Below are 12,462 nucleotides of genomic sequence, written 5' to 3' on the forward strand. Positions count from 1 at the left end.
GGACGACGCGAAAACACCCTGACGAAACGGACGAAACGGACGACGTCAGGGCTCCTTCGCCGCCTGTCCCGCCCGTCGCTCGGCCAGCAAGGTATCGACCGCGATTCGCCGCGCGGCGTCGCAGTCCGCGATCTGGCGGCCCCGGGTCATATAGCCTGCCTCCAGGTCACCCAGGGTCGGGGCGGCGGGAAGACGATGCAACGCGCAGGGCCGGCTCGCCATCGCCGGCAGGGAGAGGCGCGGCGGGGCAACCGACGAGGTCGGGCGCGATCCGGCACAGCTCGCGGTCATGGTGGCGCAGGCGATCAGCGCGATCGGCAGGCAACGGAAGAAAAGAGTCATCGGCGGTTCTCGCGGTCTGGATGGATCGGGCGGTGGCGCGTTCCAGCGTCACGGCGGACTGGACGGCGGCGTCGAGCCGGGCGACCTGACCGGCCTGGCCCTCGGCCTCGGCGGTTCGGGCGGCAGCCTGCTGCGTGGCGGCGGTGAGCGAGGCCTCGGCGCGGCTGAGCCGTCGTCGGTCGAGGTCGAACGGATCCCAGCGGAAGCCGAGGCCGCCGAAGACGACGGCAGCGACGGCGAGGACGAAGACGCCGAGGGCCAGCCAGCTTATCGGCGCCAGGCTCCGCAGGACCGGCGACAGGCCGATCATTGGAACACCCGCCGGTCGAGCTCGAAATGCGGGCCGTCGCGCAGGCGCGGCCAGTCGCCGCCCCAGACCAGGACCACACCCTTGATCTTCGCCGCCGTCTTGATGGCCTCGGCGATGCGCGGATAGAGGGGCCAGTCCCAGCGGATCGCACCCTCGACCATGGCGGCGACATCGACCGCGTGGCCGGTGATGTGCCGCGAATTCAGGGTGCGGCTGGCTCCGGCGCGGACCAGACACGCCTGCAGGGCCGGTGTCCTCAGACCTTCGGTGACCATAAAGTCGACCGGCGTGATCAGGATCGCCGCCTCGATGACGCCGACGAGGGCGGGATGGACGCCCCTCATCCGCGTGCGCGAGCGTTCAGACAGACGGAAGCTCATTTCGGGGCTCCGAGACGCAGGCGCAGGCGCAGATTGACCAGCAGGGCGACCAGTTGCTGGGCCGTCGGCGCGACCAGATAGAGGATCAGGGTCAGGGCCAGCAGCGACATGAGGCCCGAGGCCACCGCCGGGAGGGCGTGGGGTTCGGTCCGGTCGATGACGGCGGACAGCGACCGCCACAGGGCTAAGCTGGCCGCGAAGACATAGAGCCGGCGCCACAGCCATCTGGCCTCGGCCAGAGGCGGGGATGGAGGCCCGGATGGGGGCTGGGGTCGTGATCAATCATTGTCGGGCCCCTCATCGGAGGTAGGATGGATCCTGGACCAGTCAGGTCCACAGACGGCGCGGCTCTCGTCGCGGGACAGGCGGCGGGGCGCCTCCAGCGCATCAAAATCCAGCAGAGGGTCGATACCGTCGAAGAAGGGATCGGCGTCGGGAGGCGGCATCGGCCTCATCCCTGAATCAGGATCACGACGACACCGCCCGAACCGGCGCCGCCAGCACCACCGGAGCTGACGCCCGCGCCGCCGCCGCCGCCGCCGGCCACCGCGATGCTCGAGGCCGGCGCCGATCCGCTCGAACCGGCCGTCGAAACGCCGCCCGCGCCCCCGGAGGCGGGACAGGCGAGAACATCACCCGCGCCGCCAGGACCACCGGCTCGCGCCACGCCGCCCGCATCGAGTCCGCCGCCGCCTCCGCCGCCGCCTGGAGACCCCGGACTCTCGAGACTGCGACCCGTCTCGGCCGTGGCGATGGCCGAGGCCGCGCCGCCGGGGTTGCCGCCGTGGATGCCGGAGCCGGCCGCGCCCGCGGCGCCGCCCGCCGCGCCGCTCGCGCCGGGCTGGCCGCCGCGCGCGGTCAGGAGGGTGACGCCCGAGGCGGTGATGAGGGTGTCGCCGCCGGTTGCGCCGGACGCGCCGCCCGCGCCGAGGGTCACGGTCAGGTGGCCGGGCAGGTCCTCGACGCGCCAGACCGCCCGGGACAGGCCGCCCCCGCCGCCCCCTCCCCCGCCCTGACGCACGCCGCTCGCGCCCGAGGCTCCCGCACCGCCTCCGCCCCCGCCTCCGAGCGCGGTGACGATCAGCAGCCGGGCCCAGTCGGGCGCGACGAAGTCGCCGCCGGCTGTGAGGCGCACCGTCTCGGCCCGCGTGGCGCCGTAGGAGAACCAGACGCGGGCGTCGTCCTTGTCGATGCGCAGGGCCTTGCGCCAGGTCCCGCCGTCAGGGCTGACCTTCAGGCGCAGGTCGTCGTCGCCGATCAGGCCGAGTTCGGCGCGTCCGCCGTAGCCGCTCTGGAACAGCAGCGAGAGAACGTCGGCAGCGCCCGCCTTGTTCAAGGTGAAACGCAGGTCGCCGTCGCCACCGTCACCTGTCGACAGGGCCGTCCAAAGCGCCTTGTTCAGCCGGCCGCGAAGGGATTTTCGGCGTCGGCCGTGGCGTTGAGGCCGAACCGGGTCAGGCCCTGCAGACGGACCGGAAACGGGGTCCAGCCGTCGTCGCCGCGCACGACGAGGGCGCCCTCGTCCAGCACGACGGCCAGCGTCCCGACCGGCGCGGGCACTCGGGTCCAGCCGCCCAGTTCGGCGCGGGCGAGATCGCCTTCCGACCACCCCGACCAGACGGCGCCGGTCGGGGTCGCGGGCAGGATGTAGAGGGCGCCGTCGTCCGGGTCGGGGGGCTGGGCCACGACGGTGCGGCTGACCACAGCCGTCTGGGCCAGAACGTCCAGTCGGGTCAGGGCCTCGTTGAGCGTGACATGTTTCTGCAGCTGACCGGCCGCCAGATAGGGCAGGTCCAGTCGCGCGCTGTGGTTCGAAGCCATTTCGATCTCCGTTGGAATGCGGAGATCAGTGTGCGGGCGCCCCGGAGGCCCGCGCGTTGAAAGGCTCTAAAAATAGCCGGCCGTTGAATTTATTGGGGTCCTGGGTCGATCCGTTGATGGGTATCGCCGGAAAGCGGATTGCGGGGAGACCATGGAAGGGCTGGGAGGCCTCCCCGCTGACCGGATCGCGGCTGTCAGGACCCACGACGCCGCACGAGGCGGCGGCGCAACGGCCCGGTCCCGAACAACTACGGACGGCTCGCCGAGCCGGATGCGGTCTAAAGGGACTGAAGCTCACCGGTGGCGACCACCGGGCCATCCGGCTTGTCGGCGGCGGGGGTGTGACCCGGCGCCTCCATCGAGATGGCGACGGCGACCGCCTGACCCGCAGTGGAGGCCAGGACGTCGGTCAGATGGTGATGCGAGGCGGCCGAGCCGTCGATAGCGCCGATCAGCTGGACCCCGGCCTCGCCCGGCCTGACCAGCCAAAGGTGCGGCACGGCGCTGGCTCCAGCCATCGCGTCCGTGGGAGCGATGAACAGATTTCCAGTCGCGCTATCGTAGGCCAGGGCCACGACAGGAGTCCCGCCATCGGTCATGGCGATGGTGGCGACGCGGGTCACGCCGCCGGTCGGCACCGTGTGCACGATGGGCGCGGGGGTCGGACGCGTAGCCAGCAGGGCGACAGCGACGAGGCTGGCGGCCAGCAGGCCGGTCGAGCCCACGGCCCATGTCCTCCAGAAGCCGGCGCGGTTGTCGTTCGCAGCGACCGGGGCGATGCCCGCCTCGACGCGGGGCCAGACTCGGGCTGATGGCTGGACGGGTGGAATCTCGGCGATAAACCCGGCCAGATGCTCGTTCCAGACCTCGACCTCGGCAGCGAAGGCGGGATCGGAGGCCTCGCGGGCACGGGCGGCGCGCTCTTCGTCGGGCGACAAAACGCGCAGGGCCAGCTCACCGGCCAGGGCGTCGACGGCGCCGGGCTCGTCAGAAGGGAGGTCGGTCATGATTCGAGGCAGCTCCTCAGCCTGAACAGTCCCCGCCGGATCCAGCTCTTCATCGTACCCAGCGGCACGTTCTCGCGGATCGCCAGGGCGTCATAGGTAACCCCCTCCATGAAGGCAGTGCGGATGACGCCGCGAACCCTGTCCTCCAGAGTGTTGAGACAGACGTTCAGCCGGTTCACCTCATCCGTCGTCTCGATCACGTCCGAGGCCAGAGGGGCGGCGTCGGCCAGGTCGTGGGCGTCCTCGACCGGGGCGGTGCGGCGCATCGGCGCGGCCGACCTCAGACGGTCGATCGACCGGTTGCGCGCGATGGTCACCAGCCAGGTGATCGGGCTCGCGCGCGCGGGGTCGAAGGTCGAGGCCTTCCTCCAGACGGTGAGATAGGTGTCTTGCAAAACGTCCTCGGCCAATTGGCGGTCACCCAAGATACGCAGGCACACGCCCAATAGCTTCGCGGAGGTCGCTTCATAGACGATCCTGAAGGCGGCCCGGTCGCCGTGGCCCGCGTTGCCGAGGGCCACGGCCAGTTCGTCTCGCGTCAACATGGGGGTCATTCAGCGGGTCCGGCCAGTCTCGATGGCCGGAATAGGGATGGCCCCGATCGATCCGTCAAGCGAAACAGCCGCTTCAGTCGTGCAGATAGACGACACGCCGTTTTTTCGGATCGGCCTTCATCGTGGCGACGTGCCGATCGTGCTCGCCGGATGCCCGCGCGTCGCGCTCATTCGCCTCGACCCAGTGGGTGCTCTCGATGTCCTTCTGCAGCGCCTTGGCCGCCATCAGGTGGCCGGGGAAGAAGAAGTCGACCACATTGCCGGCCACCGGCACAGCCCCGGTGCCGACGTCGAGACCCAGGTAACCCGCCATCCGGGCGATGGTGTAAGGCGTGGCCCTGGCGCGCACGGCCTGGGTGAACAACCAGCCGGCGGCCCCGACGCTGTAGAGCGTGCCGACGACCGGGATCCAGGTCAGCAGACCGTCCATGCCGATGCCGAAGGGGCCGAAGCCGACGGCCCGGTCGGAGAGCTTCTTGACGCCCTCGACATTGGACCAGATCTTCTCGATATCCCCGATCGACCGCTTCGCCATGTTCGCCCTCCCAAGCGACTGGTCAACGCACCACATCGACCCGCGTTCACCAAGGATAGCAAGTCTTAGTGACTGACAGAGCCTCGCATGCGCGATTGTTCGCGGCCGGTGTCGTGGGGCTGGCGCTTCTGGCTCCGCTGGGGATCGCGCTGGCGGGCCTGAGCGGGATCGGTCACCGGTGGGTCGACATTCTCGCGCAGTTCACCGGGCCGGCGCTCGTCGCGGCGGCGGCGGGGCTGGTCGCAGCGGCGCTTTTGCGATCGTGGACCCTGGTCGCGGCGGCGGTGGTCGTCTGCGCCGTCGTGCTGGCGGCCGGGTCGAGCCAATGGGCGCCGCCGCGCGGAGACCCCGAGGCGGGCTCGCCGGACTTTACCCTCTACTCCGCCAATCTCCAGGCCCGGAATACGGATGTGGACGCGATAGCGACCTCAATCGCCGCGGCCGATGCGGACGTCGTCGTCCTCGTCGAGTTCGGGGATGCGCCGGCAGCGGAGATCGACAGGGTGCTGGCGCGATACCCCTATCGGGCCGTCAACGGCCGCATCGACCGGCCAGGCGGCGCCGCCCGGTCGGTGATCGCTTCGCGGCGGCCGTTGCACGACATCCGGCTTCGCATTCCAGCCCTGTTCGTTGTGGGGGCACGGGTGGAGACCGATCTGGGCCCGGTCACGGTCGCGGGCGTGCACATGACGCGGCCATGGCCCTATCAGATCCAGTGGGAGCAGATTCGCCAGGCCGAGGGACTGTCGGACTGGGCGAGGTCGGTCGACGGCCCGGTGATCGCGGCCGGGGATTTCAACAGCGTCTCCAGCGCCCGGATCGGCCGGATCATCAAGGGCAACGGCGCGTTGATCCCCGCGCCGGGTTGGCCGGGGACCTGGCCGACGAAGCTGCCAGACGCCGCCGGCATGACAATCGACCAGGTCTATCGCTCGCCCGATCTGGCCCTGGTGGAGCGGCGGCTGGGCCTGCCCACGGGATCGGACCACCGACCGGTCATAACCCGCTTCAAAAGGGCCGCTTCGCCAGCCGAGTGAGCCGCGCCTGATGGCCGTCGGCGGGGAAGTCGTCGGCGATCCATTCGGCCTCGAAGGCCTTCAGGATGAGGCCATGCCCGGGGCCGGGCTCAAAGCCCATTTTCGCTAGGTCGCGGCCGCCGACCGGCAGGCGGGGGACAGGCCAGCGTTCGATAAGCGCCAACGCCGGGGCGGTATCGGCCTGCGGCTGAAGCCCGCCGCCGCGCCGGATTCGGTCGCTGACGGCCTCCTTGCCGAGGCGATAGATCAGCGCCCGCAGCTCACGCTCTCCGGTCGTCGGATCGAGCGGTCCCCCGGCTGCGGCCGCAAGGCGCCTCTCGATCGCCCTGGGCAGACGCAGGCCGCGCGCGATGTCCGCCGCAGCGGCCGGGTCATCCGGCAGCAGGGCCGACAGCCGCAGGACCGGATCGTCGCTGGCGGCGCTCAACGCATCGAAGGCCCCGAGCCCGGACACCGCAGGAAACAGCCGCTCCAGCACCCCGGCGTCGCGCATCGCATGGATGGCCGCGCGCGGATCGGGCGCGGCCAGCAGCTTCATCAGTTCCTTCGACACCCGCTCGGCGGACAGCCGCGTCAGCCCTGAGGCGTGGGCGGCGCAGGCGGCGAGGCCCTCGGCGTCAGCATCCGAACCACCATACCAGGCGAAGAGGCGGAAGAAGCGCAGGATGCGGAGATAGTCCTCCTCGATCCGCGTGTTCGGGTCGCCGACGAAGACGACGCGTCCGGCGAGCGCATCCTCCACCCCCTGCCCTGTCGGGTCGAAGATGGCGCCGGTGCGATCGGCATAGAGGGCGTTCAGGCGGAAGTCGCGGCGCGCTGCGTCCTCGGCCCAATCATCGGTGAAGGCCACAACGGCGCGGCGACCGTCGGTCTTGACGTCGCACCGCAGGCTGGTGATTTCGTAGGGCTTCCTCTCCGAGACGGCGGTGATCGTGCCGTGGGCGATGCCTGTGGGAACGACCTTGATCCCGGCTGCCTTCAGCGCCGCCATCGACTCCTCGGGCTTCAGCCGGGTGGCGACATCGAAGTCGTCCACGGGCCGTCCGACGAGGGCGTTCCGAACCGAACCGCCGACGAAACGGGCGCTGTCGGGGCCGCCCGCTGCCTCCAGCGCGTCGAAGACGGCGGTGGTCGCGGAACTCGTCAGCCAGTCCTGGCCCTCCAGCCGGGTCACGCGGCGTCCTCGGCGGCTGATTCGGGGAGGTTTACCTCGTCGCCATAGAGGCGCGCGCGCAGGCCGCGGATAATGCCGGCGGTCGCGCCCCAGATGTACTGCTCGTTCCAGGTCATCGCCCAGAACCACCGTTTGACGCCCTCGGGCGCCTCAAAATGGTCGCGGCTGTGGTTGGCCGGGTCCATGAGGAAGTCCCAGGGGGTCTGGAAGATTTTCGCCACCTCGTCAGGCGAAGCCTTCAAGGGCGGCAGGTGCGCGACCCAGCCGACGACGGGCGTGACCAGATAGCCGGTGCCGGTCTCGTAAGGGTCGGACAGACCCAGCACGGTGACAGCGGCAGGGTCGAGATCGACCTCCTCCCGCGCCTCGCGCAGGGCGGCGTCGACCGCCGTCTCTCCGGGGTCGAGCCGACCGCCGGGAAAGGCGACCTGGCCGGTGTGTCTGGCCAGGCTGTCGGCACGACGGGTCAGCAGAACGCGCGCGCCCGCGGGATCGGCGACGATCGGGATCAGGACGGCGGCGGGCTTCAGCGGACCGGGCGTCCAGCGCGGCGCGCCAGGGTTCAGGTCGAAGTCCGAGCGGATGGCGCGCGTCTCCGCCCGCCAGTCGCCGACCGGCACCAGCCGCTCGACCAACCGATCCTTCAGGGTCCGATGGCTCATTCCACGCCCGCTCCCGGCGGACCGAGCGGGAACCAGACTCCGCCGGACGGGACGGCGAGGCGGCCATCCCTGACCTCGGCCATCTCGACCAGATCGTAGAAGACGGTGCGTGCGATGCGGGCCTCAAGGTCGGCGCGGACATGGACGCGGGGCGCGGGTTCTCCGGTCACGGGATCGGTCTCGACGGTGATCGGGTGGTCGGGCCCGGCGCGCGTCTCGTCGCCGACATCGGTGGTGAAGACCAGGTCGTCGCCGTCGCGGGTCATGGTCACCGCGCGGAACGGCAGGTCCTCGACCTCGATCCGCATCTTCTCGACCGGGGTGACGAGGTGATAGCCGTCGGAGTCGCGCCTCAGCACCGTCGAGAACAGCCGCACCAGTTCGGCGCGGCCGATCGGCGAACCCTCATGCATCCAGACGCCGTCTGCGCGGATGACGATGTCGAAGTCGCCGCAATGGGCCGGATGCCAAAGATGCACCGGCGGCAGGCCACGACCCGGCGCCTGTCTGGCGGCGGCCGTTATTCCGGCGAGACCCTGGGATGGTTCGGAAGCGCTCATTCATTTCACCGTGCACCCCGGCGAAGGCCGGGGTCCAGATGGAAAACTCCTGCGGGGCCGATGCGGTTCGACCATAGCTCCACCTGCCTTTCGTCATCCTCCGGCGCAGCGAAGCGGAGACCGGGGGACCCAGCGGCGCGCGAGAGCGCGAACCTGCCACGCACAGGCATGTTTCCGACTCCGCGCCTGAACAGATCGCCTTCGGCGCCGCTAGGTCCCCCGGTCTGCGGCGCGAAGGCGCGCCTTGCCGGAGAATGACGAAAGCAGAAAGTCAGGCCGCAAGCGCCAACCCGGAAGGCGCGGCGCTGGTAATCGGCAACCACATCACACGCTGTGGATCGGCGGGCCCGGGCAGGCGCACGTCCGGCGCGGGCTGGAAGCCGAAGCGCGAGAAATAGGGCGGGTCGCCGACCAGCAGCACGCCGGCCACGCCCCGGGCCTGCGCCTCGCCGAGGCAGGCGCCGACCAGATCCGCGCCTATCCCCCCGCGCCGCGTATCCTGAGCCACCGCGATCGGCCCGAGGAAGAGGGCGTCCAGCCCATCCACCGTGATCGACCACAGTCGCACCGAGCCGATCATCCGGCCATTCTCGCGCGCCACGAAGGCGGCCGCGATACTGGCGGATTCACGAATGCGCTCCGCCGTCTTGGCGAAACGGCCGGGGCCGAAGGCGACCAGCACCAGCGCCTCCGCCTCTTCGCGATCGGCGGGCGTCTCGGAGGCGATCCGGAAACTGTTCGAGAGGACGGGCGCGGCGCTCATGGCGCGGGCGCTTAGGGGCAATGGGGGGCGGGATCAAGGCACCCCGTTCTTTCGTCATCCTCCGGCGAAGCGAAGCGGAGCCCGGGGGACCCAGCGGCGCGCGGGAGCGCGAAACTGCCGCGCGCATCGCTGCTTCCGACATCCTGCCTGAACAGATCGCCTTCGGCGCCGCTGGGTCCCCCGGTCAGCGCCGCAAGAGCGGCTTGCCGGAGGATGACGAAGGGATGGGAAGCGGGATTGCCTACGAAAACACCGGCGCCCGCTTCTGGGTGAAGGCCATGAAGGCCTCCATGGCCTCAGGGCTGGACATCTGGGAGCCGAAGGCCTCGCCCTCGCGCTGCATCAGGGTCCAAAGGGCCTCGGCGTCGCGCATGAGGCGTTTGGTCTTGCGAAGCGAATTGGGCGCGCGGGCGACGAGTTTGGCGGCCAGGCCGTCGGCGACGGCGTCGACCTCGGACGCGGGGACGGCGCGGCTGGCAAGGCCCCAGGCCAGCGCCGTCCGCCCGTCGATCGGCTCGCCCAGGGCGAAAATCTCGAACGCGCGTTGATGGCCGATGGCCAGCGGCAGGAGCAGGGACGACCCCGCCTCGGGCGCCAGGGCCAGGTTGATGAAGGGCGCGGACAGAAGCGCGTCCTCGGCCACGACGACCATGTCGCAATGGAGCAGAAGGGTCAGGCCGATACCCACTGCGCGACCGCGCACCGCCGCGACCACTGGCTTGTCCATCTCGGCCAGGGCCTTGAGAAACTGGAAGACGGGCGCATCGACGACCTGCCCGCCGCCGCCCTGGGCCCCGATGGCGATGAAGTCGGCGATGTCGTTGCCGGCGGAGAAACTGTCGCCCTCGGCCTTGAACAGCAGGACGCGGACGGCGTCGTCGGTGCGGGCGCGGTTCGTCGCTTCGGCCAGCAGGGCGTACATCGCCTGGGTGATGGCGTTCTTCTTCTCCGCGCGGGCGAAGGTGACGGTCAGGACGCCGTTCGACAGGTCAACGCTGACGGGGGGGCGGATGGGGTCGCTCATGCGGCGGTCTCCGTTTCGGTGAGGCTCCACCAGTCCACGCCGTCGGCGTCGCGTTCGCGGCGCACGCGGCCCTGACCGGCCAGATAGTTGAGGTGGGCGATGGCCTCGCCCGTGGCCATGCCCAGAATGCCGTCGCCGACCGGGCGGGCGAACAGGGAGGCGAAGACATCGACGGCCCGCTTCGGCTCGCGCAGCGTCCGCTCCAGCCGTTTCAACGCTACGGCGTGACCCCGCTTCAAGGCCTCGATGCGCGGCAGCACGCCCGTGAAGGGCTCGCCGTGGCCAGGCAGGACGAGCAGATCAGCCGGCAGGAGATCGCCGAGCCGGTCCAGCGAGGTCATCCAGTCATCCAACGGATCGGCCAGGGGCTCGGTCGGCCAGACGGAGATGTTCGACGAGATTCGCGGCAGGATCTGGTCACCCGAGATGAAGACGTCATCCGACTTGCGCCACAGACAGGCGTGCTCGGGGCTGTGACCGTTGCCGATCACGATGGTCCAGTCCTCGCCGCCGATCGACAGGACCTCGCCCTCCCGGATCCGCTGATAGCCGGCCGGCATGGCCGTCATGCCCTTGGCGAACATGCCGTAGGACTGGCGGTAGCGCTCGATCTGCGGCTCGTTCCAGCCGCCGGCGCGCCAGAAGATCGCGCCCGCCTCTGGCGCCGTACCGGTGTCGGCGAACAGCATCCGGCCGGTGACATATTCCAGCTGGGTCATCAGCAGGGGCGCGTCGAACCGCTCGCACAGCCAGCCGGCCAGGCCGATATGGTCCGGGTGCATATGGGTGCAGATGACCCGGGTGATCGGCTTGCCCGCCAGCGGCCCGGTCAGCGCCGCCTCCCAGCCCGCGATGGAGTCCGGTGTTCCGATGCCGGCGTCGACGACGGCCCAGCCCTCGCCGTCCTCGATCGCATAGACGTTGATGTGATTGAGCTGCATCGGCAGCGGCAGGCGCAGCCACAGCACGCCGGGCGCCGCCTGAATCGCCTCGCCGGGCGCCGGAGGGGCGCCGAGCGGATAGGTCAGGCCGCGCAAGCCATCGCCGCCGGTCTCGGCCTGGCCTTCGCTCGTGATCACGCCGTCCGCCAAGTCAGTCTCCAATCGCAACGGGCCGACCATAGGCCGGGGAGGATACGCGCGTCCAGCGCCCGGTCTTGACCTCATCACGACGGCTCGCCAAGGCTTCAGAACAAGTTTCAAGGAGAGTATCCGTGTTCATGAAAACCCTGGCGGCCATCAGCGGCGCCGCGATGATGGCGATGGCGCTCGTTTCGCCTGCCTCGGCCCAGGAGCCGAACAATACGGGCTCGGGCTACGGAGCGGCCAACTCCGATACGACGCCAACAGCTCCGGCGGCCCGTGTGACTCCGACCCGGACGCCGCGCCAGGAACGCCAGCGGGCCCCGGCCCCGCCGACACCGGAAGAAAATATCGCGGCCGCCCAGGCGATCGCCACATCGGCGTCGGTCGCCTGCCAGGTCAGCCAGGCCAATTTCCTCGGTCTCGCCCCGGACGGCGCCAAATCCTACGAGGCCGTCTGCGCCACCGGCCCCGGCTATATTCTGATGGCCTCTGCCCCGCCCCTGGCCGTCGACTGCGTCCTGCTGGCCGGCCAGGCCCAGATCGACCGCGCCCGTGACCCGCTCGCCGATGTGGGCACCCAGTGCGCCATCCCCCAGAACCTCGACGTCCTCCGCGTCATCTCGGCCTATGCGAGCGAGGCCGGCATCGCCTGTGCCGTCGACCAGGCCGCCTCTATCGGCAAGTCGAGTGAAGGCAATCTGATCTATGAGGTCGGCTGCAACGGCGTCGACGGCTACTGGCTGGAAAAGGTCGGCACGGACTGGAAGGCCTCGGAATGCGCGATCGTCACCACCCAGAACGCGGTCTGCCGCTACTCCACCGCTGCGGAACTGGTCGCGACGTTCAAGACGCGTCTGGCCCGCAGTGAGGCCGCGTCCTGCGACCCGACCGAGGGCCGCTACATGGGCGCGAACGCCAACGGCGCCTTCTGGGAAGCCAAATGCGGCGCCGGCAACGGTGTGATCGTGCGTTTCGACCCGCAGTACGCCGTTCAGCAGGTCTACCCCTGCGAGACCGCCCAGCGGATCGGCGGCGGCTGCCGTCTGACCGTCGTGCCCGAAGCTCCGGCCGCTCCCCCGGCGACCCAGCCCTAGGCTCAGGACCCATTAAAGGGATTCACGGGGCGGCTTCGATCTGATTCACTGGTGGCAGGAGGAGCCTGTCATGAGTGATCTGTTCTGGCTGACGGACAAGCAGATGCGGCGGAT

General features: G+C 70.1%; 16 protein-coding genes. 2 read left to right on the forward strand and 14 right to left on the reverse strand.

Translation table 11 applies throughout. The annotated features are described in order from the left end of the window. Positions 1 to 166: 166 nt before the first annotated feature. From ACP7AU_RS13090 to ACP7AU_RS13125, 8 genes are all read right to left on the reverse strand, one after another. On the reverse strand, positions 167 to 652 hold the full coding sequence (locus ACP7AU_RS13090) for a hypothetical protein (RefSeq protein WP_426051673.1): 486 nt from the start codon (positions 650 to 652) through the stop codon (positions 167 to 169). Further along, positions 649 to 1,032 carry a M15 family metallopeptidase gene (locus ACP7AU_RS13095; RefSeq protein ID WP_426051674.1) on the reverse strand — a complete coding sequence of 128 codons (384 nt, stop codon included), beginning with the start codon at positions 1,030 to 1,032 and terminating at the stop codon, positions 649 to 651. Before ACP7AU_RS13095 ends, ACP7AU_RS13090 begins: the two co-directional genes overlap by 4 nt. A gap of 278 nt (positions 1,033 to 1,310) precedes the next feature. After that, positions 1,311 to 1,478 (reverse strand): hypothetical protein, encoded by a 168-nt coding sequence (locus ACP7AU_RS13100; RefSeq protein ID WP_426051675.1) that lies wholly within the window; start codon positions 1,476 to 1,478, stop codon positions 1,311 to 1,313. Positions 1,479 to 1,483: 5 nt separating this feature from the next. Further along, on the reverse strand, positions 1,484 to 2,368 hold the full coding sequence (locus ACP7AU_RS13105; RefSeq protein WP_426051676.1) for a hypothetical protein: 885 nt from the start codon (positions 2,366 to 2,368) through the stop codon (positions 1,484 to 1,486). 62 nt (positions 2,369 to 2,430) lie between these two features. Beyond that, positions 2,431 to 2,853, reverse strand: coding sequence for a DUF2793 domain-containing protein (locus tag ACP7AU_RS13110; protein WP_426051677.1), 423 nt, complete (start codon positions 2,851 to 2,853; stop codon positions 2,431 to 2,433). Between the two features lie 278 nt (positions 2,854 to 3,131). Next, the gene (locus ACP7AU_RS13115) at positions 3,132 to 3,860 is read right to left on the reverse strand and encodes an anti-sigma factor (RefSeq protein ID WP_426051678.1); all 729 of its coding nucleotides are present in this window, start codon (positions 3,858 to 3,860) and stop codon (positions 3,132 to 3,134) included. Further along, positions 3,857 to 4,414 carry a sigma-70 family RNA polymerase sigma factor gene (locus tag ACP7AU_RS13120; RefSeq protein WP_426039037.1) on the reverse strand — a complete coding sequence of 186 codons (558 nt, stop codon included), beginning with the start codon at positions 4,412 to 4,414 and terminating at the stop codon, positions 3,857 to 3,859. Before ACP7AU_RS13120 ends, ACP7AU_RS13115 begins: the two co-directional genes overlap by 4 nt. 73 nt (positions 4,415 to 4,487) lie before the next feature. Further along, positions 4,488 to 4,949 carry a DUF4112 domain-containing protein gene (locus ACP7AU_RS13125; RefSeq protein ID WP_426039036.1) on the reverse strand — a complete coding sequence of 154 codons (462 nt, stop codon included), beginning with the start codon at positions 4,947 to 4,949 and terminating at the stop codon, positions 4,488 to 4,490. Positions 4,950 to 5,017: 68 nt separating this feature from the next. Between ACP7AU_RS13125 and ACP7AU_RS13130 the strand changes: the two genes are divergently transcribed. After that, positions 5,018 to 5,986 carry an endonuclease/exonuclease/phosphatase family protein gene (locus ACP7AU_RS13130; protein ID WP_426051679.1) on the forward strand — a complete coding sequence of 323 codons (969 nt, stop codon included), beginning with the start codon at positions 5,018 to 5,020 and terminating at the stop codon, positions 5,984 to 5,986. Here the strand turns inward: ACP7AU_RS13130 and ACP7AU_RS13135 are convergent. The 6 genes from ACP7AU_RS13135 to ACP7AU_RS13160 form a co-directional block, all read right to left on the reverse strand. Next, positions 5,958 to 7,160 (reverse strand): CCA tRNA nucleotidyltransferase, encoded by a 1,203-nt coding sequence (locus ACP7AU_RS13135; RefSeq protein ID WP_426051680.1) that lies wholly within the window; start codon positions 7,158 to 7,160, stop codon positions 5,958 to 5,960. The two genes, ACP7AU_RS13130 and ACP7AU_RS13135, sit on opposite strands and share 29 nt — an antisense overlap. Beyond that, a complete protein-coding gene (locus ACP7AU_RS13140; RefSeq protein WP_426051681.1) occupies positions 7,157 to 7,822 on the reverse strand; it encodes a CoA pyrophosphatase in 666 nt (221 codons plus the stop codon). The genes ACP7AU_RS13135 and ACP7AU_RS13140 overlap by 4 nt, the downstream gene beginning before the upstream one ends. After that, complete coding sequence (locus ACP7AU_RS13145) at positions 7,819 to 8,382, reverse strand: DUF1285 domain-containing protein (protein ID WP_426051682.1); 564 nt, start codon at positions 8,380 to 8,382, stop codon at positions 7,819 to 7,821. The genes ACP7AU_RS13140 and ACP7AU_RS13145 overlap by 4 nt, the downstream gene beginning before the upstream one ends. A 271-nt stretch (positions 8,383 to 8,653) precedes the next feature. Beyond that, entirely contained in the window at positions 8,654 to 9,145 is a 492-nt protein-coding gene (locus ACP7AU_RS13150; protein ID WP_426051683.1) for a GNAT family N-acetyltransferase, read from the reverse strand. A gap of 241 nt (positions 9,146 to 9,386) precedes the next feature. Beyond that, positions 9,387 to 10,169 (reverse strand): enoyl-CoA hydratase, encoded by a 783-nt coding sequence (locus tag ACP7AU_RS13155; protein WP_426039030.1) that lies wholly within the window; start codon positions 10,167 to 10,169, stop codon positions 9,387 to 9,389. Beyond that, positions 10,166 to 11,260, reverse strand: a complete 1,095-nt coding sequence (locus ACP7AU_RS13160) for an MBL fold metallo-hydrolase (RefSeq protein ID WP_426051684.1) — start codon at positions 11,258 to 11,260, stop codon at positions 10,166 to 10,168. The genes ACP7AU_RS13155 and ACP7AU_RS13160 overlap by 4 nt, the downstream gene beginning before the upstream one ends. 128 nt (positions 11,261 to 11,388) lie before the next feature. Here ACP7AU_RS13160 and ACP7AU_RS13165 point away from each other — a divergent pair, with 128 nt between their 5' ends. Then, the gene (locus ACP7AU_RS13165) at positions 11,389 to 12,348 is read left to right on the forward strand and encodes a hypothetical protein (RefSeq protein WP_426051686.1); all 960 of its coding nucleotides are present in this window, start codon (positions 11,389 to 11,391) and stop codon (positions 12,346 to 12,348) included. Positions 12,349 to 12,462: the final 114 nt, after the last annotated feature.

This window comes from Brevundimonas sp. SL161 (genome assembly GCF_049896985.1).
In the GTDB taxonomy this organism is placed as follows: domain Bacteria; phylum Pseudomonadota; class Alphaproteobacteria; order Caulobacterales; family Caulobacteraceae; genus Brevundimonas.

Bases quoted from the DNA above. Each gene is read 5' to 3' on its own strand.
- ACP7AU_RS13095 (WP_426051674.1), bottom strand. From the start codon at position 1,032: ATGAGCTTCCGTCTGTCTGAACGCTCGCGCACGCGGATGAGGGGCGTC.
- ACP7AU_RS13110 (WP_426051677.1), bottom strand. From the start codon at position 2,853: ATGGCTTCGAACCACAGCGCGCGACTGGACCTGCCCTATCTGGCGGCC.
- ACP7AU_RS13140 (WP_426051681.1), bottom strand. From the start codon at position 7,822: ATGAGCCATCGGACCCTGAAGGATCGGTTGGTCGAGCGGCTGGTGCCG.
- ACP7AU_RS13165 (WP_426051686.1), top strand. From the start codon at position 11,389: ATGAAAACCCTGGCGGCCATCAGCGGCGCCGCGATGATGGCGATGGCG.
- ACP7AU_RS13090 (WP_426051673.1), bottom strand. From the start codon at position 652: ATGATCGGCCTGTCGCCGGTCCTGCGGAGCCTGGCGCCGATAAGCTGG.
- ACP7AU_RS13100 (WP_426051675.1), bottom strand. From the start codon at position 1,478: ATGCCGCCTCCCGACGCCGATCCCTTCTTCGACGGTATCGACCCTCTG.
- ACP7AU_RS13125 (WP_426039036.1), bottom strand. From the start codon at position 4,949: ATGGCGAAGCGGTCGATCGGGGATATCGAGAAGATCTGGTCCAATGTC.
- ACP7AU_RS13120 (WP_426039037.1), bottom strand. From the start codon at position 4,414: ATGACCCCCATGTTGACGCGAGACGAACTGGCCGTGGCCCTCGGCAAC.
- ACP7AU_RS13155 (WP_426039030.1), bottom strand. From the start codon at position 10,169: ATGAGCGACCCCATCCGCCCCCCCGTCAGCGTTGACCTGTCGAACGGC.
- ACP7AU_RS13115 (WP_426051678.1), bottom strand. From the start codon at position 3,860: ATGACCGACCTCCCTTCTGACGAGCCCGGCGCCGTCGACGCCCTGGCC.
- ACP7AU_RS13150 (WP_426051683.1), bottom strand. From the start codon at position 9,145: ATGAGCGCCGCGCCCGTCCTCTCGAACAGTTTCCGGATCGCCTCCGAG.
- ACP7AU_RS13145 (WP_426051682.1), bottom strand. From the start codon at position 8,382: ATGAGCGCTTCCGAACCATCCCAGGGTCTCGCCGGAATAACGGCCGCC.